General features: G+C 74.2%; 18 protein-coding genes. 14 read left to right on the top strand and 4 right to left on the bottom strand.

Annotation, left to right across the window (positions count from 1 at the left end; translation table 11 throughout):
- Positions 1-50 precede the first annotated feature (50 nt).
- Positions 51-1,391, bottom strand: coding sequence for a D-arabinono-1,4-lactone oxidase (locus OG702_RS08915; RefSeq protein ID WP_327288302.1), 1,341 nt, complete (start codon positions 1,389-1,391; stop codon positions 51-53).
- Positions 1,330-2,592 (bottom strand): MFS transporter, encoded by a 1,263-nt coding sequence (locus tag OG702_RS08910; protein WP_327288301.1) that lies wholly within the window; start codon positions 2,590-2,592, stop codon positions 1,330-1,332. The genes OG702_RS08915 and OG702_RS08910 overlap by 62 nt, the downstream gene beginning before the upstream one ends.
- Positions 2,593-2,753: 161 nt before the next feature.
- On the opposite strand from OG702_RS08910, the gene OG702_RS08905 reads away from it, so the two are divergent.
- Both OG702_RS08905 and OG702_RS08900 read left to right on the top strand, forming a co-directional pair.
- On the top strand, positions 2,754-3,881 hold the full coding sequence (locus tag OG702_RS08905; protein WP_327293153.1) for a ferrochelatase: 1,128 nt from the start codon (positions 2,754-2,756) through the stop codon (positions 3,879-3,881).
- An 8-nt stretch (positions 3,882-3,889) separates the two neighbouring features.
- Positions 3,890-4,714 carry an inositol monophosphatase family protein gene (locus OG702_RS08900; RefSeq protein ID WP_327288300.1) on the top strand — a complete coding sequence of 275 codons (825 nt, stop codon included), beginning with the start codon at positions 3,890-3,892 and terminating at the stop codon, positions 4,712-4,714.
- Positions 4,715-4,795: 81 nt separating this feature from the next.
- Here OG702_RS08900 and OG702_RS08895 read toward each other — a convergent pair whose 3' ends face one another.
- Positions 4,796-4,969: a hypothetical protein gene (locus OG702_RS08895; RefSeq protein ID WP_327288299.1), complete on the bottom strand. Its 174-nt coding sequence runs from the start codon at positions 4,967-4,969 to the stop codon at positions 4,796-4,798.
- Positions 4,970-5,201: 232 nt separating this feature from the next.
- On the opposite strand from OG702_RS08895, the gene OG702_RS08890 reads away from it, so the two are divergent.
- The 4 genes from OG702_RS08890 to OG702_RS08875 all read left to right on the top strand — a co-directional run bounded on the left by OG702_RS08890 (position 5,202) and on the right by OG702_RS08875 (position 8,707).
- Positions 5,202-5,855: a response regulator transcription factor gene (locus tag OG702_RS08890; protein ID WP_327293152.1), complete on the top strand. Its 654-nt coding sequence runs from the start codon at positions 5,202-5,204 to the stop codon at positions 5,853-5,855.
- Between the two features lie 4 nt (positions 5,856-5,859).
- Complete coding sequence (locus tag OG702_RS08885) at positions 5,860-7,116, top strand: sensor histidine kinase (protein WP_327288298.1); 1,257 nt, start codon at positions 5,860-5,862, stop codon at positions 7,114-7,116.
- A gap of 461 nt (positions 7,117-7,577) precedes the next feature.
- A complete protein-coding gene (locus OG702_RS08880) occupies positions 7,578-7,877 on the top strand; it encodes a DUF4193 domain-containing protein (RefSeq protein ID WP_033173914.1) in 300 nt (99 codons plus the stop codon).
- 68 nt (positions 7,878-7,945) lie between these two features.
- On the top strand, positions 7,946-8,707 hold the full coding sequence (locus OG702_RS08875) for a hypothetical protein (protein ID WP_327293151.1): 762 nt from the start codon (positions 7,946-7,948) through the stop codon (positions 8,705-8,707).
- 7 nt (positions 8,708-8,714) lie between these two features.
- Here OG702_RS08875 and OG702_RS08870 read toward each other — a convergent pair whose 3' ends face one another.
- A complete protein-coding gene (locus tag OG702_RS08870; RefSeq protein WP_327288297.1) occupies positions 8,715-9,170 on the bottom strand; it encodes a DUF3093 domain-containing protein in 456 nt (151 codons plus the stop codon).
- A 79-nt stretch (positions 9,171-9,249) separates the two neighbouring features.
- Between OG702_RS08870 and OG702_RS08865 the strand changes: the two genes are divergently transcribed.
- The 8 genes from OG702_RS08865 (at position 9,250) to OG702_RS08830 (ending at position 22,166) form a co-directional block, all read left to right on the top strand.
- Entirely contained in the window at positions 9,250-9,855 is a 606-nt protein-coding gene (locus OG702_RS08865; protein ID WP_327288296.1) for a PaaI family thioesterase, read from the top strand.
- Positions 9,852-10,376, top strand: a complete 525-nt coding sequence (dut, locus tag OG702_RS08860) for a dUTP diphosphatase (RefSeq protein ID WP_327288295.1) — start codon at positions 9,852-9,854, stop codon at positions 10,374-10,376. The genes OG702_RS08865 and dut overlap by 4 nt, the downstream gene beginning before the upstream one ends.
- 2 nt (positions 10,377-10,378) lie before the next feature.
- Positions 10,379-11,152, top strand: a complete 774-nt coding sequence (locus OG702_RS08855; RefSeq protein ID WP_327288294.1) for a DUF3710 domain-containing protein — start codon at positions 10,379-10,381, stop codon at positions 11,150-11,152.
- A 245-nt stretch (positions 11,153-11,397) separates the two neighbouring features.
- Positions 11,398-14,730 carry an ABC transporter permease gene (locus OG702_RS08850; protein ID WP_327288293.1) on the top strand — a complete coding sequence of 1,111 codons (3,333 nt, stop codon included), beginning with the start codon at positions 11,398-11,400 and terminating at the stop codon, positions 14,728-14,730.
- Positions 14,727-17,612, top strand: a complete 2,886-nt coding sequence (locus tag OG702_RS08845; protein WP_327288292.1) for an FtsX-like permease family protein — start codon at positions 14,727-14,729, stop codon at positions 17,610-17,612. The genes OG702_RS08850 and OG702_RS08845 overlap by 4 nt, the downstream gene beginning before the upstream one ends.
- 88 nt (positions 17,613-17,700) lie before the next feature.
- Positions 17,701-18,711 carry an ABC transporter ATP-binding protein gene (locus tag OG702_RS08840; protein ID WP_327288291.1) on the top strand — a complete coding sequence of 337 codons (1,011 nt, stop codon included), beginning with the start codon at positions 17,701-17,703 and terminating at the stop codon, positions 18,709-18,711.
- Between the two features lie 23 nt (positions 18,712-18,734).
- Positions 18,735-19,457 carry an ABC transporter ATP-binding protein gene (locus OG702_RS08835; protein WP_442814347.1) on the top strand — a complete coding sequence of 241 codons (723 nt, stop codon included), beginning with the start codon at positions 18,735-18,737 and terminating at the stop codon, positions 19,455-19,457.
- Positions 19,458-19,625: 168 nt separating this feature from the next.
- Positions 19,626-22,166, top strand: a complete 2,541-nt coding sequence (locus OG702_RS08830; protein ID WP_327288290.1) for a sensor histidine kinase KdpD — start codon at positions 19,626-19,628, stop codon at positions 22,164-22,166.
- Positions 22,167-22,171 lie beyond the last annotated feature (5 nt).

The following is a 22,171-nucleotide window of genomic DNA, read 5'->3' as shown; positions in this document are numbered from 1 at the left end:
CGCGGGTCACTCGTCCGTGGCGCGCGCCGGGCCTAAATGGGGACGAAGGGCTACGAACCAAGTACCCGCCGGAGGTAGTCGTTGCCGAACAGCCGTTCCGGGTCCAGCCGGTCGCGCAGCGCGGTGAACTCGCCGAACCGCGGATAGGCGGTGCGGAAGTATTCCGCGTCCCTGGTGTGCATCTTGCCCCAGTGCGGCCGCCCGCCCCGCTCGGTCATGATCTTCTCCACCGCGGTGAAGTACTCCTGGTATCTGCTGCCGCGGTACATATGCACCGCGATGTACGCGCTGTCCCGGCCGGAAGCGGTCGACAGCGCGATGTCGTCGGCCGGCGCGACCCGTACCTCCACCGGGAAGCTGATCCGCAGCGAGGACCGCTCGACCATCGCCTTGAGCTCCCGGATCGCCTCGACCGCCGCCTCCCTGGGCACCGCGTACTCCATCTCCACGAAGCGCACCCGGCGCGGGCTGGTGAAGACCTTGTAGGGGAGGTCGGTGTAGGTGCGGGCCGACAGCGCCCGGCTGGAGATCCTGGCGATGCCGGGGATGGCGGCGGGGGCGGCCCTGCCCAGCGCGCAGGCGGCCTTGAAGACGCCGTTGGAGAGCAGTTCGTCGTCGATCCAGCCGCGGACCGCGGGAAGCGGCGCCGCGGGCCCCTGGCTGCGGTTGTTGCGCTTGGTGTTGCAGCTGTCGGTGTGCGGGAACCAGTAGAACTCGAAGTGCTCGTTCTCCGTGGTCAGCGCGTCGAATTCGGACATCACCCGGTCGAAGGCCATCGGCTCCTCGCGGGCGGTCAGCAGGAAGACCGGCTCGACGGCGAAGGTGACCGCGCTGATCACGCCGAGCGCGCCCAGGCCGACCCGGGCCGCGGCGAAGACCTCGGGCCGCTCGTCGGCCGAACAGGTGAGCACCGAGCCGTCCGCGGTGACGATCTCCAGCGCGGTGATCTGCGCGGCGATCGCGCCCGAGTCGCGGCCGGTGCCGTGGGTGCCGGTGCTGGTGGCGCCGGCCACCGTCTGCTCCATGATGTCGCCCATGTTGGTCAGCGACAGGCCCTCGGCGGCCAGCGCCGCGTTGAGCTGCCTGAGCTGCACCCCGGCCTCGGCGGTCACGGTGCCCGCCGCCCGGTCGATGGAGCGGATCGCGGTCAGCCGCTCGGGACGGATCAGCACCCCGCCGGTCGCGGCGGCGGCGGTGAAGGAGTGGCCGGAGCCGACCGCTTTGGCCGTCAGGCCGTCCGCGGCGGCCACCCGCAGCACCGCGGCGAGCTCGTCGGCCGAGGCCGGTGCCACCGTGCGCGCCGGGCGCGCGGTGACGTTGCCCGCCCAGTTACGCCACACCTTCGTGTCCGTCGACCGCGTCGACCGTGCCGTGCCTGTCGTCGTACCCACCGCGCGGCTCCTCCCGCTCCGCCGCCGGCCGCAGCCGGCGGTACCCGAGTCCTGCCACCACCGCGGCGAGCAGCGCCGCGCCGGCGGGCACCGCGAAGGCCGCCGAGGCACCGTACGCGTCGGTCGCCCGGCCGGCGAGCCCGGCGCCCAGGGCCACCCCGACCGCGAGACCCGTGGAGGTCCACGTGATGCCCTCGGTCAGCTGCGCCCGCGGTACCAGCCGTTCGACCAGGTTGATCGACGTCACCATGGTCGGTGCGATCGTCAGACCGGAGAAGAACAGCGCCATGGCCAGGAACACCAGGTTTCCGACCAGTAGTGGCGGGATCATACTCACCGCCATCAGGCAGACGCCCAGCAGGAACCTCCCCTGCGCGGTGCCACGCGGTGTGATCAGGCCGAACGCCAGTCCGGCCAGGCAGGAGCCGAGGGCGTAGGTCGCCAGCACCAGGCTGGCCGCCGGCTTGTGGCCGCGCTCGTCGGCGAACGCCAGGGTGATCACGTCGACGGCGCCGAAGATCATCCCGGTGCCGACGAAGACCCCGAAGAGCACCGGCATGCCGGGCGCGCGCAGCGCCGAGCCTCCCGCCCGCAGGGCGCGCGGATGCGGCTGCGGCTCGGTGCGGCGCTGCGCGGTCAGCAGCAGCACGCCGAGGCCCAGGAAGACGGCGGCGAGCAGCGGCCCCGCCTCGGCGAACCAGACCGTGCACAGCCCGATCGACAGGATCGGGCCGAGGATGAAGACGATCTCGTCCACCACCGACTCGAACGAATAAGCGGTGTGCAGGAGTTCCGGCGCCCCCCGGTGGATGGCCGACCAGCGGGCCCGCACCATCGCGCCCAGGCTCGGGGTGGCGCCGACGCCCACCGCGCACACGAAGAACAGCCAGTGCGGCGCCCCGGCCTTCACCGCGGACAGCAGCGTCAGCACCGAGACCACCGTGATCGCCGCGGCCGGCCGCAGCACCCGCGCCTGGCCGTACCTGTCCACCAGCCGGGAGACCTGGGGTCCGACCGCCGCGCCGGACAGCGCGGCGGTCGCCGACAGCGCGCCGGCGAGCCCGTACTGCCCGGAGACCTGCGAGATCATCGTCACGATGCCGATCCCGAGCATCGACAGCGGCATCCGCCCGACCAGTCCCGCGGCGGAGAAGGCACGAGTGCCGGGCGCCGCGAATATCGCGCGGTAGGGACTGGTCACAAGGCGCGCTCCCGGTAAGGACTGTGCTGGGTCCGAACAGCTTACGAACCCTGGCAACCGGATAAACCCCTCCCCGCGCCGCCGGGGGCGGTCGGGGGCATCCGCCGCCTGGTGGCAGGATCGGAGGTATGCCAGAGCAGTCACCCAAGACCGACGCCCGTATGCCGGGAAACACGGCGCCGGGCACCGACCCCGCCCCCTACGACGCGCTGCTGCTGCTGTCCTTCGGCGGCCCCGAGGGCCCCGACGACGTGCTGCCCTTCCTGGAGAACGTGACCCGTGGCCGCGGCATCCCGCGCGAGCGGCTCAAGGAGGTCGGCCGGCACTACTTCCTCTTCGGCGGCGTCAGCCCGATCAACGCGCAGAACCGCGACCTGCTGGACGCGCTGCGCAAGGACTTCGCGGAGCACGGCCTCGACCTGCCGGTCTTCTGGGGCAACCGCAACTGGGCGCCCTACCTGACCGACACCCTGCGCGAGATGTCCGACGCGGGCCACCGCCGCGTCCTGGTGCTGGCCACCAGCGCCTACGCCTCCTACTCCGGCTGCCGGCAGTACCGGGAGAATCTGGCCGCGTCGCTGGCCGAGCTGGCCGCAGAGGGACGCATGGTGCCGCAGGTCGACAAGCTCCGGCACTACTTCAACCACCCCGGCTTCGTCGAGCCCATGGCCGAGGCGACGCTGGCCGCGCTGGCGGCCCTGCCGCCCGCGGTCAGGGACGGCGCCCGGCTGGCCTTCACCACCCACTCGATCCCGACCGCCGCGGCCGACACCTCCGGCCCGGTCGAGGGCCACGGCGACGGCGGCGCCTACGTCGCGCAGCACCTGGACACCGCCCGGCTGGTCGCCGGCGCGGTGCGGGCGGCCGACGGCGTCGAGCGCCCCTGGCAGCTGGTCTACCAGTCCCGCAGCGGCGCCCCGCAGATCCCGTGGCTCGAACCGGACATCTGCGACCACCTGGAGGAGGTGCGGGCCGAGGGCGCGGCCGCCGTGGTCATGGTGCCGATCGGCTTCGTCTCCGACCACATGGAGGTGAAGTACGACCTGGACACCGAGGCCGCCGCCAAGGCGCAGGAGCTGGACCTGCCGGTGAGCAGGGCCGCCACCGTCGGGGCCGACCCGCGGTTCGCCGCCGCCGTGCGCGACCTGGTGCTCGAACGGGCCGCCACCGAGCGCGGCGCGGCCCCGGTGCGCTGCGCGCTCGGCGCGCTCGGCCCGAGCCACGACATCTGCCCGGCGGGCTGCTGTCCCGCCAGGAACCCGCTGCCCGCAGCCGCGGGCATGGACTGAGGAGCCACGTGACCAGCCAAGCGTCACCGTCCGACCACGCCGCGCAGTACGCCGGGTTGCTGGAGGTCGCCCTCGACGCGGCCCGCAGGGCCGGCGCCCTGCTCAGGGACGGCCGCCCGGCCGACCTCGGTGTCGCCGCCACCAAGAGCAGCCAGGTCGACGTCGTCACCGAGATGGACATCGCCGCGGAGCAGCTGATCACCACCTGCATCGGCCGGGCGCGCCCGGACGACGGTTTCCTCGGCGAGGAGGGCGCGAGCCGGGAGGGCACCAGCGGGGTGCGCTGGGTCATCGACCCGCTGGACGGCACCGTGAACTACCTCTACGGCCTGCCTTCGTGGGCGGTCAGCATCGCCGCAGAGAAGGACGGCGAGGTGGTCGTGGGCGTGGTGGAGGCGCCGATGCGCGGCGAGACCTACCAGGCGGTGCTCGGCGGCGGCGCGCTGGTCAACGGCGTCGCAGCCCGGCGCCGGCCCGCGCCCGAGCTGTCGCACGCGCTGGTCGGCACCGGTTTCGGCTACCTCAGCGAGCGGCGCGCCGCGCAGGCCGAGGTGGTCCGTACGCTGCTGCCGCAGGTCCGGGACATCCGGCGCGGCGGGTCGGCCGCGATCGACCTGGTCGACGTGGGCTGCGGCCGGCTCGACGCCTACTACGAGCGCGGGCTCAACCCCTGGGATCTCGCCGCAGGCGACCTCTTCGCCCGCGAGGCCGGCGCGCTCACCGGCGGCCGGCCGGGCGAACGCGCCTCCGGCGACCTGACCCTGGCCGCTCCCACCGGCCTCTTCGAGCCGCTCCAGCAGCAACTGGAGGCGCTGGGCGCCTGGCACGACTGACGGTCCCGGCCGCTGAGGCACGGCCTGGAGAGCATGCGAACGCCCCGGCACCCTCGTGGGGCCGGGGCGTGCGGCTGGGGGTCAGGCGACCTTGGGCCGTACGTCCACGCCGTGCTCCGCTGCGAGCCTGCGCAGGTCGTCCAGCTCGCCCTGCTCGACCTCGGCGAGGAATTCGTCGCCCGTCTCCCGCGCTTTCCGCAGGTCGGACTCCGTGCTGTGTATGCGCTGCAGGATTCCGGTGGTGAACGCGTCCATATGGCGCCCCCTCGTCGTCTCCGTTGACACGGGGAAGTGTCAAGCCAGATGCCACGCGCGGAAACGCGCGACAGGCGTGGTGGGTGGGTGTGCAGTCGTCCTCCCCGCCATACCGGCGGGGGAAACCTCCGCGACCCGGAGGAAATTCCGCCGGTGACACACTTACCGCCGATTTACCGGTACCCGGTGCAGGATGGAGGAGCATTCCCACAGCTCACGGAAGGACAGCGCCTTGCGCGTACTGGTCGTCGAGGACGAGCAACTGCTCGCTGACGCCGTTGCCACCGGCCTTCGTCGCGAGGCGATGGCCGTCGATGTGGTCTACGACGGCGGCGCCGCCCTGGAGCGGGTCGGTGTCAACGACTACGACGTGGTCGTACTCGATCGTGACCTCCCGGTCGTGCACGGTGACGACGTCTGCCGGCAGATCGTCGAGCTGGGACTGCCCACCCGGGTGCTGATGCTCACCGCCGCCGGCGACGTCAGCGACCGGGTCGAGGGCCTGGAGCTCGGCGCCGACGACTATCTGCCCAAGCCCTTCGCCTTCACCGAGCTGACCGCCAGGGTCCGCGCGCTGGGCCGCCGCACGACCGCGGCCCTGCCGCCGGTGCTCGAGCGCTCCGGTATCCGCCTGGACCCGAACCGCCGCGAGGTCTCGAGGGACGGCGCCGAGGTGCATCTGGCGCCGAAGGAGTTCGCCGTGCTGGAGGTGCTGATGCGCAGCGAGGGCTCGGTGGTCTCGGCGGAGCAGCTGCTGGAGAAGGCCTGGGACGAGAACACCGACCCGTTCACCAACGTGGTGCGGGTCACGGTGATGACGCTGCGCCGCAAGCTCGGCGAGCCGCCGGTGATCGTCACCGTGCCCGGCTCGGGCTACCGGATCTGATCGCGTGGCCACCGCGTTCCCCTCCTCCCCGCCACCCGCCCCGCACGCCCCGCCGCGCCCGCCGTGGGACCCGCATCCCGCCGAGGGCCAGCCGCCCTGGCTGCGGCCGACCATCCGGATACGGCTGACGGTCCTCTACGGCGGCATGTTCCTGATCGCCGGGGTGCTGCTGCTGTGGATCATCTACCTGCTGGCCGCCCAGGCCATCCGGCAGGGCAGCGAGCTGCCGCTGACCTTCGTCGAGGCGAAGATCCAGTCCACCAACTGCTCCGCGCTTCCTGCCAACAGCAACATCACCACCGAGCAGTTCAACCAGGCACTGGGCGTCTGCATGCAGCACCAGCGCGACATGGCGCTCAACACCCTGCTCAAGCGCTCTTTGCTGGCGCTCATCGGCCTGGCGGTCGTCGCCTTCGCCTTCGGCTACGTGATGGCAGGGCGGGTGCTGGCTCCGCTCGGCCGCATCACCCGTACCGCCCGCAGCGTGGTCGGCTCCGACCTCAAGCGCCGGATCGAGCTGGACGGCCCCGACGACGAGCTGAAGGAGCTGGCCGACACCTTCGACGAGATGCTGGACCGGCTGGAGCGGTCCTTCGACGCCCAGCGCCGCTTCGTGGCGAACGCCTCGCACGAGCTGCGCACCCCGCTGGCGATCAACCGCACGCTGCTGGAGGTCCAGCTGTCCGATCCGGAGGCGTCGCAGGATCTGCAGCAGCTCGGCAAGACCTTGCTGGCCACCAACGAGCGCAGCGAGCAGCTGGTGGAGGGACTGCTGCTGCTGGCCCGCAGCGACAACGAGATCATCGACCGCAGGTCGGTGGATCTGGCCGAGGCCGCCTCCCAGGCACTGGAGCAGACCCGCGGCGAGGCCCAGGCCAAGGGCGTGGAGCTGCGCGCCGCCCTGGAGCCTGCGGTGGTGCAGGGCAACGGCGTGCTGCTGGAGCGCATCGCGCTGAATCTCGTGCAGAACGCGGTGCGGTACAACGTGCCGGACGACGGCTGGGTCGAGGTCGGCACCGAGGTGCGCAGCGGCCACGCGCTGATCGTGGTGGCCAACACCGGACCGGTCGTCCCGGCATATGAGATCGAGAATCTTTTCGAGCCATTCCGGCGGCTGCGCACCGACCGCACCGGGAGCGACAAGGGCGTCGGGCTCGGCCTGTCCATCGTCCGCTCGGTGGCCAGGGCGCACGGCGGCGTGATCACCGCGGAGCCCCGAGAGGGCGGTGGCCTGGTCATGAGGGTCGCCATCCCCGTCTGACCCGGTCCGCGCGCCGCTGCCAAGGGCGCCCTGGAGCGGTGTGAACCGCGTCACGTGGAAGATCGCCAAGGGGTCCGGCCCGCCCGGCCGGTGTTCGCTTTGCGAGTAATTTTGTGGTCTGTGCCGCGTCCGCTCGGGTTGTGATCGATCGCACACACGATTTCCCCATCGCCTACACTGAGTGATCAAGACATTGGGGAAAAGACCGGAAAATCCATGTTTCCGCAGGTCATGATCACGGGAAGTACACGTACCAGCGGCTGTGGCGGATCCGTTCCCGGCCATCGCAGACCATGATCGGCCACCCGTGCGATCACCCCTTCGGGGGCGACGCTGGGTGTCGATTGAGTAACAGGCCTTGATGTGAGGCAAAATCTCCGCCTCAGGTCGGGCACAAGTCCGGCCTCCCGCGCGTTACGTGCGCTGGAGACACCGCAGACACCCACAGGGGGAGAGCGAAAATGGCTACGGATTACGACACCCCACGCAAGACCGATGATGATGTCAACGAGGACAGCATCGAAGAACTGAAGGCCCGCAGGAACGAGAAGTCGACCTCAGCGGTCGACGTCGACGAGTTCGACCAGGCCGAGTCCCTTGAGCTGCCCGGCGCCGACCTCTCCAACGAGGAGCTGTCGGTCCGCGTGCTGCCCCGGCAGGCGGACGAGTTCACCTGCATGAGCTGCTTCCTGGTGCACCACAGGAGCCAGCTCGCCTCGGAGAAGAACGGCAATCCGATCTGCCGCGACTGCGCGGCCTGATCGAGGTGACCGGCACGCCGGAAGGCCGTGAGGACGCCGAGCGGGGCCGCGCGGCCTCGCTCGCGGCCATGACCGCCCGCGGCCTCGGCCGTGGCGTCAGACACGGAGTGAACGGGGTGAGCGGCGGCGCCCGCAAGGGCGGCAGCGCCGCACGGGCCGGGCTCCGCTCGGTCGCCGAGCGGCTGATCGAGGTGGCCCCCCGCATCCCGGTGCGGGATCTGGCCACCTTGCGCCGGCAGTTCCCCGGGCTCGGCCCGGAGGAGATCGCGGACCGGCTCGTCGCCACCGCGGCCAAGGGCACGATGACGGTCGGCGCCGGTATCGGCGCCGCCGCGATGCTGCCCACCCCGCCGGCCATGCCGGCCGAACTGGCGACCGAGACGCTCGGCGTCGCGGCCATCGAGTACAAGCTCATCGCCGAGCTGCACGAGGTCTACGGACTACGCGTCCCTGGCGGCGCCCGCGAGCGGGCGACCGCCTATCTGTGGTCGTGGACCGAGCAGCGCGGCATCGATGTGCTGAAGCTGTCCACCCTCAACGTCGCGCTGGGCAGCAGCATGAAGCGGGAGATGCGGCAGCGGCTGCTCCGCAAGACCCTGCGCAACGCACCGGTGCTGACCCCGTTCATGGTGGGCGCGGCGGTCGGTGCGGTGATGAACCGCCGGGACACCCGCAAGCTCGCCGGGCGGGTGCGCCACGACCTGCGGGCCGCGCAGTTCCCCTGGCCGGAACTGCCGGTGGACGAGACCGGCCCCGGACCGTATCCGGAAATCGAGGCGGACCGGCACGGCCGACGCCCTGACGCCGACGCCGCCGGAGCGGAGGGCTGACCGGCGCCTAGCCGGCGTCCACGGTCCTGACCGCGTCCAGTGCCGCCGCCAGGCGCTGCGGCGAGCGCGTCGACAGGTACACGTAGGGCGTGGGGTCCGCCGGGTCGGTCACCTCGACCTTGAGCGCCGTCGGCACGTACGAGCGCAGCAGCATGAAGGCCCGCGGGTCCGCCTTGTGCGACCGCCAGGCCACCGTCTCCGCCGGGTCGAGCACCGTCGCCGCCCCCAGCGCGGTCACCGGGATCCTCGCCTTGCCCGCGACCAGCGAGCCGGCCACCACCCTGATCCGGGCGGACCCGTAGGAGCTGACCGCCATCATGGACAGCGCGCCCCCGCCGACCAGCCCGGCCAGCAGCGGCAGCGGGCCGAAGGGGAGCAGGATCAGCGCCACCGCCACCCCCACGGCGATGGCGAGGAACCACCAGGAACGCGGGACGGTGAGCCGTTCGTCGTAAGGCTGCATGGCACCAGACTGCCATGTGCCGCCGGGAGAGCCGCGGGCACGGCGGGAAGGGACAGCGTTGGAGGGTAGGGTCTCGGGCGTGAGTGCAGCCACGACACCCCCGGGCGCAGGACGGCCGGGCCTGAAACCGCCGTCCGACGCGACCGCCCCGGTACGGCACCCCGACGCCCCGGCGCCCGGTGAACTGCTGGGCGCGCACTACGACCAGTGCTTCGGCTGCGGCGAGAGCCAGCCGCACGGACTGCATCTGGCGGCCAGGGCGGGCGAAGGCGTCAGCGTCACCGCCGAGTTCACCGTGCAGCCGGCCCACCAGGGCGCGCCCGGGCTCGCGCACGGCGGGGTGCTGGTCTCCGCGCTCGACGAGACACTCGGCTCGCTGAGCTGGCTGCTGCGGGTCATCGCGGTCACCGGCCGGCTGGAGTCGGACTTCGTCCGCCCGGTGCCGGTCGGCGCCACCCTGCACCTGTCCGCCCGCTGCACCGCGGTGGCCGGCCGGAAGATCTACAGCAGCGCCGAGGGCCGGATCGGCGGCCCCGACGGCCCGGTCGCGGTCCGCGCGGACGCCCTCTTCGTCGAGGTCAAGCTCGACCACTTCACGGCCAACGGCCGGCCCGCGGAGATCAGGGCCGCGATGGACGACCCGGACCAGGTCAAGGTCGCCCGCGCCTTCGAGGTGAACCCGTGACCCGGCCCCCGGTGGACGTGCTGCTGCGCCGGCTCGACGACTCCGTCCCGGTGCCCTCCTACGGGCACCCCGGGGACGCCGGCGCCGACCTGATCACCACCGAGGCCGCCGAGTTGGCACCCGGCGAGCGGGCCGTGCTGCCCACCGGGATCTCCATCGCGCTGCCCGACGGCTACGCGGCCTTCGTGCACCCGCGCTCGGGCCTTGCCGCGCGCTGCGGTGTGGCTCTGGTGAATGCCCCGGGAACGGTGGATGCCGGGTACCGTGGAGAGATCAAGGTGATCGTCGTCAATCTGGACCCGCGCGAGACCGTGCGGTTCGGCAAGGGCGACCGGATCGCCCAACTGGTCGTCCAGCAGGTCGAGCGGGTCCGCTTCCACGAGGTGGCGGAGCTGCCAGGCTCTGCCAGGGCCGCGGGGGGCTTCGGTTCCACGGGGGGGCATGCCGCGGCGGAGACGCCGTCGGCTGACACGTCCAGATACGGATACGCATCGGTCGTAGCAGACCGGGAAGGACAGTGACCGTGTTCCGTCGTCGCAAGGAGCGCGAAGACGCCCTCGACGAGCTCGATGAGGCCGTCGAGGCCGAAGAAGAGCTGGCCGAAGACGCCGAGGAGTCGGACGACTCCGGTGACTCCAACCGGTACAACCTTCCGCCCGCCCCGCGGCCCGACGGCCCCTGGGACGTGAGTGAGATCAGGGAGCCCGGCGACGGCCGGGTGGACCTCGGCGGACTGTTCGTGCCCGGAGTCGAGGGCATGGAGCTGCGGGTGGAGGTCGCGGGCGAGTCGATCGTCGCGGCCACCGTGGTGCTGCGGGACAGCGCCGTCCAGCTCCAGGCGTTCGCCGCCCCCAAGTCCGAGGGGATCTGGGGCGAGGTGCGCGAGGAGATCGCCTCCGGCATCACCCAGCAGGGCGGTGTCGTCGACGAGGTCGAGGGGCCGCTGGGCTGGGAGTTGCGTGCGCAGGTGCCCGTGCAACTGCCCGACGGCACCAACGGGGTGCAGTTGGTGCGCTTCGTCGGCTGCGACGGGCCGCGCTGGTTCCTGCGCGGGGTCATCTCCGGGCAGGGCGCGGTGCAGCCGGCCGCCGCGGGAGTGCTGGAGTCGGTCTTCCGCGACACCGTGGTGCTGCGCGGCGACTCCCCGATGGCGCCGCGCGACCCGATCGTGCTCAAGCTGCCCAACGACGCGCAGATGGTGCCGGACGGCGCCGCCGCCGAGCAGCCGGAGCCGTCGAAGTTCGGCGACGGCATCGACCCGATGCGCCGCGGCCCGGAGATCACCGAGCTGCACTGACCGCGGCGGTCACGCCACCGCCTCACCCGGCCCGGACCTGCTCGACAGGTCCGGGCCGCGCTGCGTCCCGCCGCCGGGTGGCCCGTGACCGACGCCACCGCGCAAGAATCCTTGCAAGAAATCTGCGACAAGCGGAAAACGGTCCACCGTTTCGTAGCAACTCTTGCACAGGTGTAGGCGCGCCACTACCGTCGGCGGCCGGGCGGTCGCACGGCCTCCGCGGGCTCACGGGGGTGGCACAGGGCATGGCGACGGACGTGACGCCGCGGTGGCGGGCGGACGGCGGTCCCACGGTGCCGGCGGCGGTCCGCAGCGGCACCCACCACCTGGTGGTGCTGATCGCGGCGGCGCTGGCGATCCTGCTGTCCGCGACGGTGCTCTCCGCCCTCGCCGCGCTCGCCGACCACTCCGTCGAGAGCGCCATCCAGCAGCGGCTCGCCGCCGACCCGGACATCGCGGTCGACGTGCTCGGCCACTACCGGCCGCAGGACATGGCGGGCGGCGACAAGGCCGTACGCGCCTCGCTGGACCGGGTGTTCGGCGGGGTGCCGCACCGGACCTTCACCGCGCTGCGGGCGCCGGCCTCGCTGTCCTCGGAATACTCCGTCGTCCGCGCCGACGGCGGCGTCACCGGCGCCTCCGCCGTGGTGGTCGCGCTGCCCGACCCGGCCAGGCACGCCCGGCTGGTGACCGGCGGCTGGCCGAAGGCCACCGGCGGCGGGCCCGTGCAGGTCGCCCTCACCCAGGTCGCCGCCGCCCGCCTCGGCCTCGGCGCCGGCGACACCTTCGGGCTCCAGGTCGGCCTGCGGCGGGTGACGATGCAGCTGTCCGGCAGCTACCGGCCGGCCGCCGCCGACCCCGGCGTGCTGGCCGGGCTGTCCAGCTCGTTCGGCACCGCGGACAGCCTGGCGTTGGTCGCCCCTGACGCCTTCACCGCGATGCCCGGCGTCACCGCCGACGCGCTCGCCGCCTGGTTCGGCGCCCCCGACACCACCCGGCTGCACCTGGACCAGATCGGCCCGCTGCGCGACCGGGTCGCCCGCTTCGCCAGCAGCGACACCGACGTCTCGGTCTTCCAGAACCGGCCGCCCGCCATGAGCAGGGTCTTCACCACCTCGGGCCTGCCCGACGTCCTCGACGCGCTGGCCGCGCCGATGGCCGTCGCCCGGGCCGGGATGTACATCCCCGCGGCCCTGCTCGCCGCCCTGGCCACCGCGGCCCTGGTGCTGACCGCCCGCCAGCTCGCGCAGGCCCGGGCGACCGAGACCGCCCTGATGGGCGCGCGCGGCGCCGGCACCGCGCGGCTGGTCGGCGCCGCGGCCGCGCAGTGGGCGCTGGTCGCCGTGCCCGCGGCGGTGGCCGCGCCCTTCCTCGCCGGGCCGCTGCTGCGCGGGCTGCATCGTGCCGGGCTGCTGGACGGCGACCTGCCGTCCTCCGGCGCCACCGCGATCGGCTGGACGGCGGCGCTGCTGGCCCTGGTGGTGCACGGATTGGCGGTGTTCGTCCCCACCGCCCGGCAGGCCGCCGACCGGCGGGCCGGCATGCGCCTGCGGCTGCGCGGCGCCAGGGCCGCCGCCTTCCAGCGGGCCGGCACCGATCTCGCGCTGGCCGTGGTCGCCGCGGCCGGCTGGCTCGAACTGCGCCACTACCGCACCCCGGTGGCCGGCGGGGGAGTCGGCGGCACCTCCGTGGACCCGGTGCTGATCCTCACCCCGGTCCTGATGACCGCCGCGGCGACGCTGCTCTCGCTGCGGCTGCTGCCGCTGGCCGCACCGCTGATCGACCGGGCGGCCAGGCGCGCCGCCGGCTTCGTCCTGCCGCTCGGCGGCTGGCAGATCGGCCGCAGGGCCGCCCGGCACACCGGCCCCGCGCTGCTGATGACGCTGGCCCTCGCGGTCGGCGCGCTCGGCGTGACCGCGCTGGCCGTCCTCGACCGCGGGGCGGCGGACCAGGCCGCCTTCGACGTCGGCGGCGACCTGCGGGTCGCCGCGCCCTTCCAGACCGTCGGCGCGGTACCGCCCGCGCCGCAGCGGTACGACGTCTACGCGGCGCTGCCCGGTGTCTCCGCGGTCACCCCCGTCACCGACCTGCCGCTCAACCGCGGCCAGCAGGCGCTGTCCGCCGAGGGCGTCAACACCTCCGCGATCGCCGGCACCCAGCGCCAGGACGGCAGCGGGCCCGTTCCGGCGATCCGCTCCGACCTGACCGGCGAACCGGCCGGCGACCTGCTGGCCGGCCTCGGCGCCGCGATCCCGGACCACGGTTACACCATTCCCGGCGAGCCCACCGAACTGCCGCTGACCGTACGGCTGTCCGCGAGCGGCAAGGCGCCGTTCGTCCCGGTGGTCCTCGCGGTGACCGTCGAGGACGCCGACGGCCTGCCCGACCGGCGCAGCGTGCGGCTGCCGGTCACCGACGGCACGCCGTACACCGTGCGGGTGCCGCTGACCTTCGGCGGGCACCCCGGCGCCGGCCGGCACTACCCGCTGCGCGTCGTCGGCCTGTCGCTGAGCATCCGCTTCCCGCAGGTCCGCCGCGACTACCGGCTGCAGATCGGCTCTGCGGCCGCGCCGGCGGGCGCGCTGTGGCGCGACCTGAGCAACCCCGTCTACTCGCGGGACGGCTGCGCGGGCTACCAGGTGGACCGGGAGGTCGCGCCCGGGCCGCACCTGTGCACGAACGAGAAGATGCCGGGGCAGCTGTTCTCCGGCACCCTGCGCGGCCCCAACTCCGCGCTGTGGCCGCCGCGCTGGGACATGGATCTCGGCCCGGTGCCCGCACCGCACCAGCCGCCGGTGCCGGCCCTGGCCGACGCCGCCCTCCAGGCCACCGGCGAGTTCGCCACCGGGGCGGTGGTCGCGCTCGACGGCGGTCCCGGCGTGGACATCGAGGTCAAGGTGATCGGCCGGATCACCGCGGTGCCCGGCTTCGACCACGCACACGGCCGGCTGCTCGTCGACTCGCGCGCCCTGGCCGCGGCGATGGTCGCGACCGGCAACGACCCGCCACCGGACGCCTTCTGGCTGCTGTCCGCCCGGCACGGCGACGCCACCGCGGCCGCCGCCGCCCTGCGCCGCGACCCGGCGGCGGGCGTCGGCACCACCGTGCCGCAGGCGGCCAGGCAGCTCGCCGACGACCCGCTGCAACGCGGCACCCGTGCGGCGCTGGTGCTCGCCCTGGTGCTGGCCCCGGCGTTCGCGGTGATCGGCTTCACCCTGCACACCGCGATGTCGGCCCGGCTGCGACGCGGCGAATTCGCGCTGCTGCGGGCCATCGGGGTGCGGCGGCGCCAGCTCGCCGCGCTGCTGTGGACCGAGCAACTGGGCCTGGCGCTGCTGGCCGTGCTGGTCGGCACCGTGCTCGGCGCCGGCCTCGCGGTCGTGGTGACCCCGCTGGTCAGCGTGGACGGCAGCGGGGCGCCGGTCGTCCCCGGCCTGACGGTGACCGTGCCGTGGCTGAAGGTGGCGCTGGTCGCCGTCGGCACCGCGCTGCTCATCGTCGCCGCGGTCACCGCGCTGGCGCGGACCTTCGCCCGGGTGGACCTGGTACGCGTGCTCAGAGCGGGAGACGAGGGATGACCGGCGACGAGCAGGACCGCAGGCGTCGGCTGCCGCGGCCCGGCTCCGGGGTGCGCGACCCGGGGCTGCGCCGCGAGGCCCGCGGTGAGCTGCCGCTGCTGGCCTGCCTGACGGTGGTGGTCGCGCTGCTCGCGCTGATCACCGCTGCGGGACCGCCGCTGCTCGACCGGTGGGCGGGCGACGCGCTGCGCAGCAGGTTCGACACCGCCCGGCAGACCGACGCCGAGATCCGGCACAGCGTCAGCCTGCACCGCGACGACACGGAACCGCCGCCCGACCCGGCCACCGCGACCGTCGGCCGCGACCTCGCCAAGGTCACCGCCGGCCTGCTGGCGTCGGCCGGGCCGCCGCTGTCCTCGGTCCTGGTGCACGACTCCACCCGGGTCGAGGTCCCGGTGCTCGGTGCCGCCCTTCCCGCCGGCCGGCTGGAGCTGGGGCTGCTCTACGCCGACGACGCGCCGGCCGCCGCCAGTTACCCGCAGGGCGGCCCGCCGGGCCCGCCGGGCCGGACCTCGCCGATCCCGGTCGCCTTCTCCACCCTCGCCCGCGACACCCTGCACCTCGGCCTCGGGCAGCGCTTCCACCTCTCCCCGGCGGTCGGCACCTTCGACACCGACGCCGTGGTGAGCGGCTTCTTCACCCCGCCCGCCGACGCCACCGCCCCGCTGTGGCACGAGGAGTCCCTGCTGGAACGGCCCGCGCGCACCGACGGCCTGTGGCACGCGCAGGCCGTGATCGACGCGGCGTCCATCGACGGGCTCCAGCAGGTGACCCGCGGTCAGGGCCACGACCTGGTGGTGCAGTGGCGCAGCTCGATCCGGATGACACCGGATCAGGCGACGCGCTTCGCCACCGGCGGCGGCCTGCGGCGGCTGCAGGACGCCGCCGACAGCTACGCGGCCGCCGCGGACCAGGACTTCTGCCCCGAGCCGGACGGCTACATGGCGACGGGCTGCCGGATCGGCCGGCACGGCACCACCGAGCTGACCACCGTGGACGACATCCCCGACCTGATCGAACCCTTCGCCCGCGCCCGCGGGCAGGCCCGCACCCTGGAGTCCTTCGCGCTCGCCGGGCTGATCGCGGTGGGGCTGGCCACCGTCGTCGTCACGGCCCGCCTCGCGGTCCACCGCAGGGCCGCCGCCCAGGCGCTGCAACAGGCCCGCGGCGCCTCCGCCACCGACCTGGCGCTCGTCCGGCTGGTGCAGACCGCTCCGGCCGCGCTGCTCGGGCTGGCGCTCGGAGCCGGTGCGGCCCGGCTGGCGGCGCCGCCGGGCGACGGCCCCGGCGGCCTGGTGCCCGCGCTCGTGGTCGCCGCGGTGGCATGGCTCACCCTGCCGGCGCTCACCCTCGTCGCGACCAGGGACCGCGCCGGCCGCGCCGGGCGGCCGCCCGCCGTGCGCCGGGTCGGCGTCGAGGCGGCGGTCCTGCTGCTGGCCGCCGCGGGCGTGCTGCTGCTGCGCGCGCACGGCGCCGGCGCCGGCGGGCTCGACGTCGGGCTCGCGGTGGTGCCCGCGCTGCTCGGCACCGCCACCGTGGTGCTGCTGATCCGCGTCTACCCGCTGCCGCTGCGGCTGCTGTCCCGCGCGGCGCGCGCCCGCCGCGGCACCGTGCCGCTCGTCGCGCTGTCCCGCGCCGCCCGGGAGGCGCCTGGCCACGCGCTGGCCCTGCTGGTGCTGGTGACGACGCTGTCCACCGCCGTCTTCGGCGGCCTGGTGGCCCGTACGGTCGCCGACGGCAGCAGGACCGCGGCCGTGTGGAGTTCTGGCGCCGACGCGGTGGTCATCGGCGCGGGCCGTGACGGTACCCCGGAGCGGACGCTGGCCGATGTGACGGGCGTCCGGCGCGCCACCGTCGTGCGCAGCCTGGTCAACCAGCTCACCAGCGACCGCGACGGCGCCCGCTACGGCGCCACCCGGGTGGTCGCCGTCGACGCGGGTGCGCTCGGCACCGCGGCCCACGGGTCCGCCGCCGCCCGCGCGCTGGCCGCGGCGGGCCTGGCCGGCCGGCCCGCGCCGGCGGCAGCAGGCGGCCACTACGTGCTGCCGGCGCTCGCCACCGCCGACTTCGCCGGCGGCAGGCCCGGCGACACCTACACCACGACCCTGCGCAGCGGCACGGTCTCCTTCCGGGTCGTGGGCGTGCTGCCGGCCGCCGTCCGGCGCGACCCGGCGCTGGGGCCGCTGCTCAGCGTCCAGCAGCGTGACGCCGGGCGCGGCGAGAGCGCCGACAGCGCGACCGCGGTCGCCGCGGGCAGCCCGCTGCTGCTGGTGGACTCCGCCGAGCTGACGATGCTCGAAGCCGACGAGTTCCACGACTCGGCCGTCCTGTTCTACGGCCCGCGGCTGGACACCGCCTCGCTGCGGGCCGCCGGGCCGCGCGTCACCGGACCCTCGGGTGAGGTCAGGGTCAAGGCCACCGCGATGGCGCTGGCCGCCGACGACGGGCTGCTGCGCAGCGTCCGGCGCACCTACGCCACCACCACGGCGCTCTCCGTGCTGCTCGCCCTGGTCGCGCTGGTGCTCGAACTGCTGCTGTCGTCGCGGGACCGCGGGCGCACCGCCTCCCGGCTGCGCACCCTGGGCCTGCCGACCCGCGGCATCGCGGCGATGAACGTCCTGGAACTGCTGCCGATGGTGCTGGCCGCGGTCGCGGGCGGCGTCGCGCTCGGCCTGGTGCTGCCCGGCATCCTCGGCCCCACCCTGACGCTGCGGGAGTTCACCGGCGGCCCCGGCGCGCCCGCACTGCACGACGACCACGCGCTGACCGCGGGCCTCGGCCTGGGCCTCGCCGCGCTGGTCGCCGCGGCCGTCGCCGCCGAGACCTGGGCGGGCCGCCGCCGCGGTCTTGGCGCCGTACTGCGGCTGGGGGACGCGGTATGAGCGCCCCGCACGAGCGGCGGCCGGGGGACGCCGTATGAGCGCACCGCACGACCGGACGACCGGCACCGGACCACCACGGGGAGACCGTATGACCGACCTCGCCGCCCTGCAGGCCCGCGCCCTGGCCAGGTCCGCGCCCGAGCCGGACGAGGGCCTGATCGTCTGCGACAACCTGGTGCGGGTCTTCCGCACCGAGGGCGTCGAGGTGCAGGCGCTGCAAGGCCTCGACCTGACCGTGGAGTCCGGCGAGCTGCTGGCCGTGGTCGGCGCCTCCGGCTCGGGCAAGTCCACCCTGCTGGGCATCCTGTCCGGCCTCGACCTGCCCACCGCCGGGCGGGCCAGGGTCGCCCGGCACGACCTGCTCGCCATGAAGCGCCGCGAACGCCTGGACTACCGGCGCACCACTGTCGGCTTCGTCTGGCAGCAGACCGGGCGCAATCTGCTGCCCTACCTGACCGCGCTGGAGAACGTCACGCTGCCTATGGGCTACGCGCGGATCCCGCGGGCCGGCCGCGCCGGGCGGGCCATGGAGCTGCTCGACCTGCTCGGCGTCGCCGACTGCCGCCACCGCCGCCCCGGCGAGCTGTCCGGCGGGCAGCAGCAGCGGGTCGCCATCGCGGTTGCGGGCGCGAACACCCCCCGGGTGCTCTTCGCCGACGAGCCCACCGGCGAACTCGACAGCGCAAGCGGCGAGGAAGTCTTCGCCGCGCTGCGCAGGACCAACGCGGAACTCGGCGTCACGGTCCTGATCGTTACCCACGATCCCGCGGTCTCCGAGCAGGTCAGGCGTACGGTACGGATACGCGACGGCCGCACCGCGACCGAAGTGCTGCGCCCGTCCGCGGGCACGGCGGGTTCGGACGCGGGCGGCGCGGAGGAATACGCCGTCCTCGACCGGGTCGGGCGGCTGCAGCTGCCCCGCGAGTACACCGAGCGGTACGGCCTGCACCGCCGCGTCCGGCTGAGCGCGGAGCCCGACCACATCGGGGTGTGGCCCGACCGCGGCGCCGAGCCGGGACGACCGGCGGACGCCGGGCAGGGCCCCGGTCACGCCGCGGGCGGGCCGGACCCCGGCGAGCAGCAGGGGGAAGAGCGATGAAGGACCGGGAAGGGAGAGCGGGGATGGCCGAGCAGTCCGCCACAGCGGTGGCGACGTCGCCGAAGACCGGCGAGATGGTGGTGGTCGAGGACCTGCGGCGCACCTATGGCAGCGGGGAGACCGCCGTGCACGCGCTGCGCGGGGTGTCCTTCACGGTGCCGCGCGGCGAGCTGGTGGCGCTCAAGGGCCGCTCCGGCTCGGGCAAGACCACCGTGCTGAATCTGGTCGGCGGCCTCGACAGCCCCGACGCCGGCCGCATAGCGCTGGACGGCACCGACCTGGCCGGGCTCGGCGACGACGACCTGCTGGCGCTGCGCAGGGACCGGATCGGCTTCGTCTTCCAGTCCTTCGGCCTGATTCCCATCCTCACCGCGGCCGAGAACGTCGGAGTGCCGATGCGGCTGCGCAAGACGCCGCCGCGGGAGCGCGAGGAGCGCGTCGAGCTGCTGCTCGCCCTGGTCGGCCTCGCCGAGCACGCCGCCCAGCGCCCCGGCGAGCTGTCCGGCGGCCAGCAGCAGCGGGTGGCCATCGCCCGCGCGCTCGCCAACCGGCCCGACCTGATCATCGCCGACGAGCCCACAGGCCAGCTCGACGCCGACACCGGGCTGGCCGTGATGGAACTGCTGCGGGCGGTGGTGCGCAGCGAGGGCGTCACCGCGCTGGTCGCCACCCACGACAACCAGCTGCTGGCGCTCGCCGACCGCGTACTCGAACTGCGCGACGGACGGATCGTCTCCGGCAGCTGACCGGGAGGGCGTCCCGTCACCGGGGGTCCGCCCGCGGTGACGGTACGGCGTCCTGCCCGGTCGGCGGGGGCGCCGAGCGACCTTGACGCCGTCAAGACGGCGTCAAGGTGTCCCCGAACGGACTGCCGGGTCCGCTGTGTCCGCTTCGGTCGTTCTAAGGTCATAGACATGGCACGCGGCACATTGCGGATCTACCTGGGGGCCGCCCCCGGCGTCGGCAAGACCTACGCCATGCTCTCCGAGGCGCACCGGCGCGTCGAGCGCGGTACCGACCTGGTCGTCGGCTATGTCGAGCACCACCACAGGCCGCGTACCGAAGTGATGATGCACGGCCTGGAGGAGATGCCCCGGCGCACGCACGACTACCGCGGCACCGCCTTCACCGAGATGGACGTCGACGCACTGCTGCGCCGGGCCCCCGAGGTGGCGCTGGTCGACGAGCTGGCCCACACCAACGTGCCGGGCTCGCGCAACGCCAAGCGCTGGCAGGACATCGAGGAACTGCTGCAGGCCGGCATCGACGTGGTGTCCAACGTCAACATCCAGCACCTGGAGTCGCTGGGCGACGTCGTGGAGTCCATCACCGGGGTGCGGCAGCGCGAGACCGTCCCCGACGAGGTGGTCAGGCGCGCCGACCAGATCGAACTGGTCGACATGTCCCCCCAGTCGCTGCGCCGCCGCATGGCGCACGGCAACATCTACGCCCCCGACAAGGTCGACGCGGCCCTGTCCAACTACTTCCGGCCCGGCAACCTGACCGCGCTGCGCGAGCTCGCGCTGCTGTGGACCGCCGACCGGGTCGACGAGTACCTGCGGGAGTACCGCGCCGAGCACCGCATATCCGCCGCCTGGAAGGCCCGCGAGCGGATCGTCGTCGGCCTGACCGGCGGTCCCGAGGGGCGCACCCTGATCCGGCGGGCCGCCCGGATGGCGGCCAAGGGCTCGGGCAGCGAGATCCTGGCCGTGCACATCGTGCGCAGCGACGGACCGGTCTCCGGCTCGGCCAAGGAACTCGCCGTCCAGCGCACCCTGGTCGAGGACCTGGGCGGCTCCTTCCACCACGTCATCGGCGACGAGGTGCCCGACGCGCTGCTGGACTTCGCCCGCGGCGCCGACGCCACGCAGATCGTGCTCGGCAGCAGCCGCCGCAAGACCTGGCAGTACGCTTTCGGCCCCGGTGTCGGCACCACGGTCGCTCGCGAGGCCGGCGACGTCGACGTGCACATCGTCAGCCACGAGCACGTCGCCAAGGGCCGCGGCCTGCCCGCCGCCCGCGGTGCCACGCTGGGCCGCTCCCGGGTCGTGGCGGGCTGGCTGACCGGCGTGGCCGGCCCGGTGCTGCTCACGGTGGTGCTCACCCAGTGGCACCCCGGCCCCGGCCAGGCCACCGACATGCTGCTCTTCCTGACCCTCACGGTGGCCGCGGCGCTGGTCGGCGGCCTGCTGCCCGCGCTGGCGTCCGCGCTGCTCGGCTCGCTGCTGCTGAACTACTACTTCACCCGGCCCACCCACTCCTTCACCATCGCCCAGCCGGAGAACATCGTCGCGATCGTGATCTTCGTGCTGGTCGGCGCGGCCGTCGCCTCCGTGGTCGACCTGGCCGCCCGGCGCACCCAGCAGGCCGCACGGCTGCGGGCCGAGGCGGAGATCCTCTCGCACCTGGCCGGCAGCGTGCTGCGCGGCGAGAGCTCGCTGGACGCGCTGCTCGACCGGGTCAGGGAGACCTTCGGGATGGAGTCGGTGGTGCTGCTGGAGCGGGAGGGCGAGCACGCCCCCTGGGAGTGCGCCGCGTCCGTCGGCAGCAGGCCGTGCGTACGCCCCGAGGACGCCGACGTGGAGGTGGCCGTCAACGACCGGCTCTCGCTGGCGCTGCTCGGCCGGGTGCTGCCCGCCTCCGACCGCCGGGTGCTGTCCGCCTTCGCCGCGCAGGCGGCGGTGGTCCTGGACCGCAGGCGGCTGGCCGACGAGGCCGCCAGGGCGCGGGAGCTGGCCGAGGGCAACCGGATACGCACCGCGCTGCTCGCCGCCGTCTCGCACGACCTGCGCACCCCGCTGTCCGGCATAAAGGCGTCGGTGAGCTCGCTGCGGTCCGCCGACGTCGCGTGGTCCGCGCAGGACGAGGCGGAGCTGCTGGCCGGCATCGAGGACGGCGCCGACCGGCTGGACCACCTGGTGGGGAATCTGCTGGACATGTCCCGGCTGCAGACCGGCACCGTCAACCCGCTGATCCGCGAACTCGACCTCGACGAGGTGGTACCGATGGCGCTGGGCGGCGTCCCCGAGCGAAGCGTCACCCTGGACATCCCCGAGACGCTGCCGATGGTCGCGGTGGACCCCGGCCTGCTGGAGCGCAGCGTCGCCAACGTGGTGGAGAACGCCGTGAAGTACAGCCCGCAGGGGGAACCGGTCCTGGTGGCCGCCAGCGCCCTCGGCGACCGGGTCGAGCTCCGGGTGGCCGACCGCGGGCCCGGCGTGCCGGAGAGCGCCAAGGAACAGATCTTCGAGCCCTTCCAGCGCTACGGCGACGCGCCCCGCGGCAACGGCGTGGGCCTCGGCCTCGCGGTCGCCCGCGGCTTCGCCGAGGCCATGGGCGGCACCCTGGTCGCCGAGGACACCCCGGGCGGCGGCCTGACGATGGTGCTCACCCTGCGGGCCGCGGCGGGCGGCCGGCCGGCCCGCCCCGGCCTTCCTGCGACGGCGACCACATGACCCGG

It is taken from the genome of Streptomyces sp. NBC_01198, from assembly GCF_036010485.1.
In the GTDB taxonomy this organism is placed as follows: domain Bacteria; phylum Actinomycetota; class Actinomycetes; order Streptomycetales; family Streptomycetaceae; genus Actinacidiphila.
Note: the sequence above shows the minus strand (reverse complement) of the source record. Positions and strands in the feature narration are given on the sequence as shown.

What these genes read in the sequence shown, in the direction of transcription:
- OG702_RS08905 (WP_327293153.1), top strand. Translation starts at nt 2,754, where the DNA reads ATGCCGGGAAACACGGCGCCGGGCACCGACCCCGCCCCCTACGACGCG.
- OG702_RS08895 (WP_327288299.1), bottom strand. Translation starts at nt 4,969, where the DNA reads ATGGACGCGTTCACCACCGGAATCCTGCAGCGCATACACAGCACGGAG.
- OG702_RS08880 (WP_033173914.1), top strand. Translation starts at nt 7,578, where the DNA reads ATGGCTACGGATTACGACACCCCACGCAAGACCGATGATGATGTCAAC.
- OG702_RS08875 (WP_327293151.1), top strand. Translation starts at nt 7,946, where the DNA reads ATGACCGCCCGCGGCCTCGGCCGTGGCGTCAGACACGGAGTGAACGGG.
- OG702_RS08870 (WP_327288297.1), bottom strand. Translation starts at nt 9,170, where the DNA reads ATGCAGCCTTACGACGAACGGCTCACCGTCCCGCGTTCCTGGTGGTTC.
- OG702_RS08850 (WP_327288293.1), top strand. Translation starts at nt 11,398, where the DNA reads ATGGCGACGGACGTGACGCCGCGGTGGCGGGCGGACGGCGGTCCCACG.
- OG702_RS08845 (WP_327288292.1), top strand. Translation starts at nt 14,727, where the DNA reads ATGACCGGCGACGAGCAGGACCGCAGGCGTCGGCTGCCGCGGCCCGGC.
- OG702_RS08840 (WP_327288291.1), top strand. Translation starts at nt 17,701, where the DNA reads ATGACCGACCTCGCCGCCCTGCAGGCCCGCGCCCTGGCCAGGTCCGCG.
- OG702_RS08835 (WP_442814347.1), top strand. Translation starts at nt 18,735, where the DNA reads ATGGCCGAGCAGTCCGCCACAGCGGTGGCGACGTCGCCGAAGACCGGC.
- OG702_RS08830 (WP_327288290.1), top strand. Translation starts at nt 19,626, where the DNA reads ATGGCACGCGGCACATTGCGGATCTACCTGGGGGCCGCCCCCGGCGTC.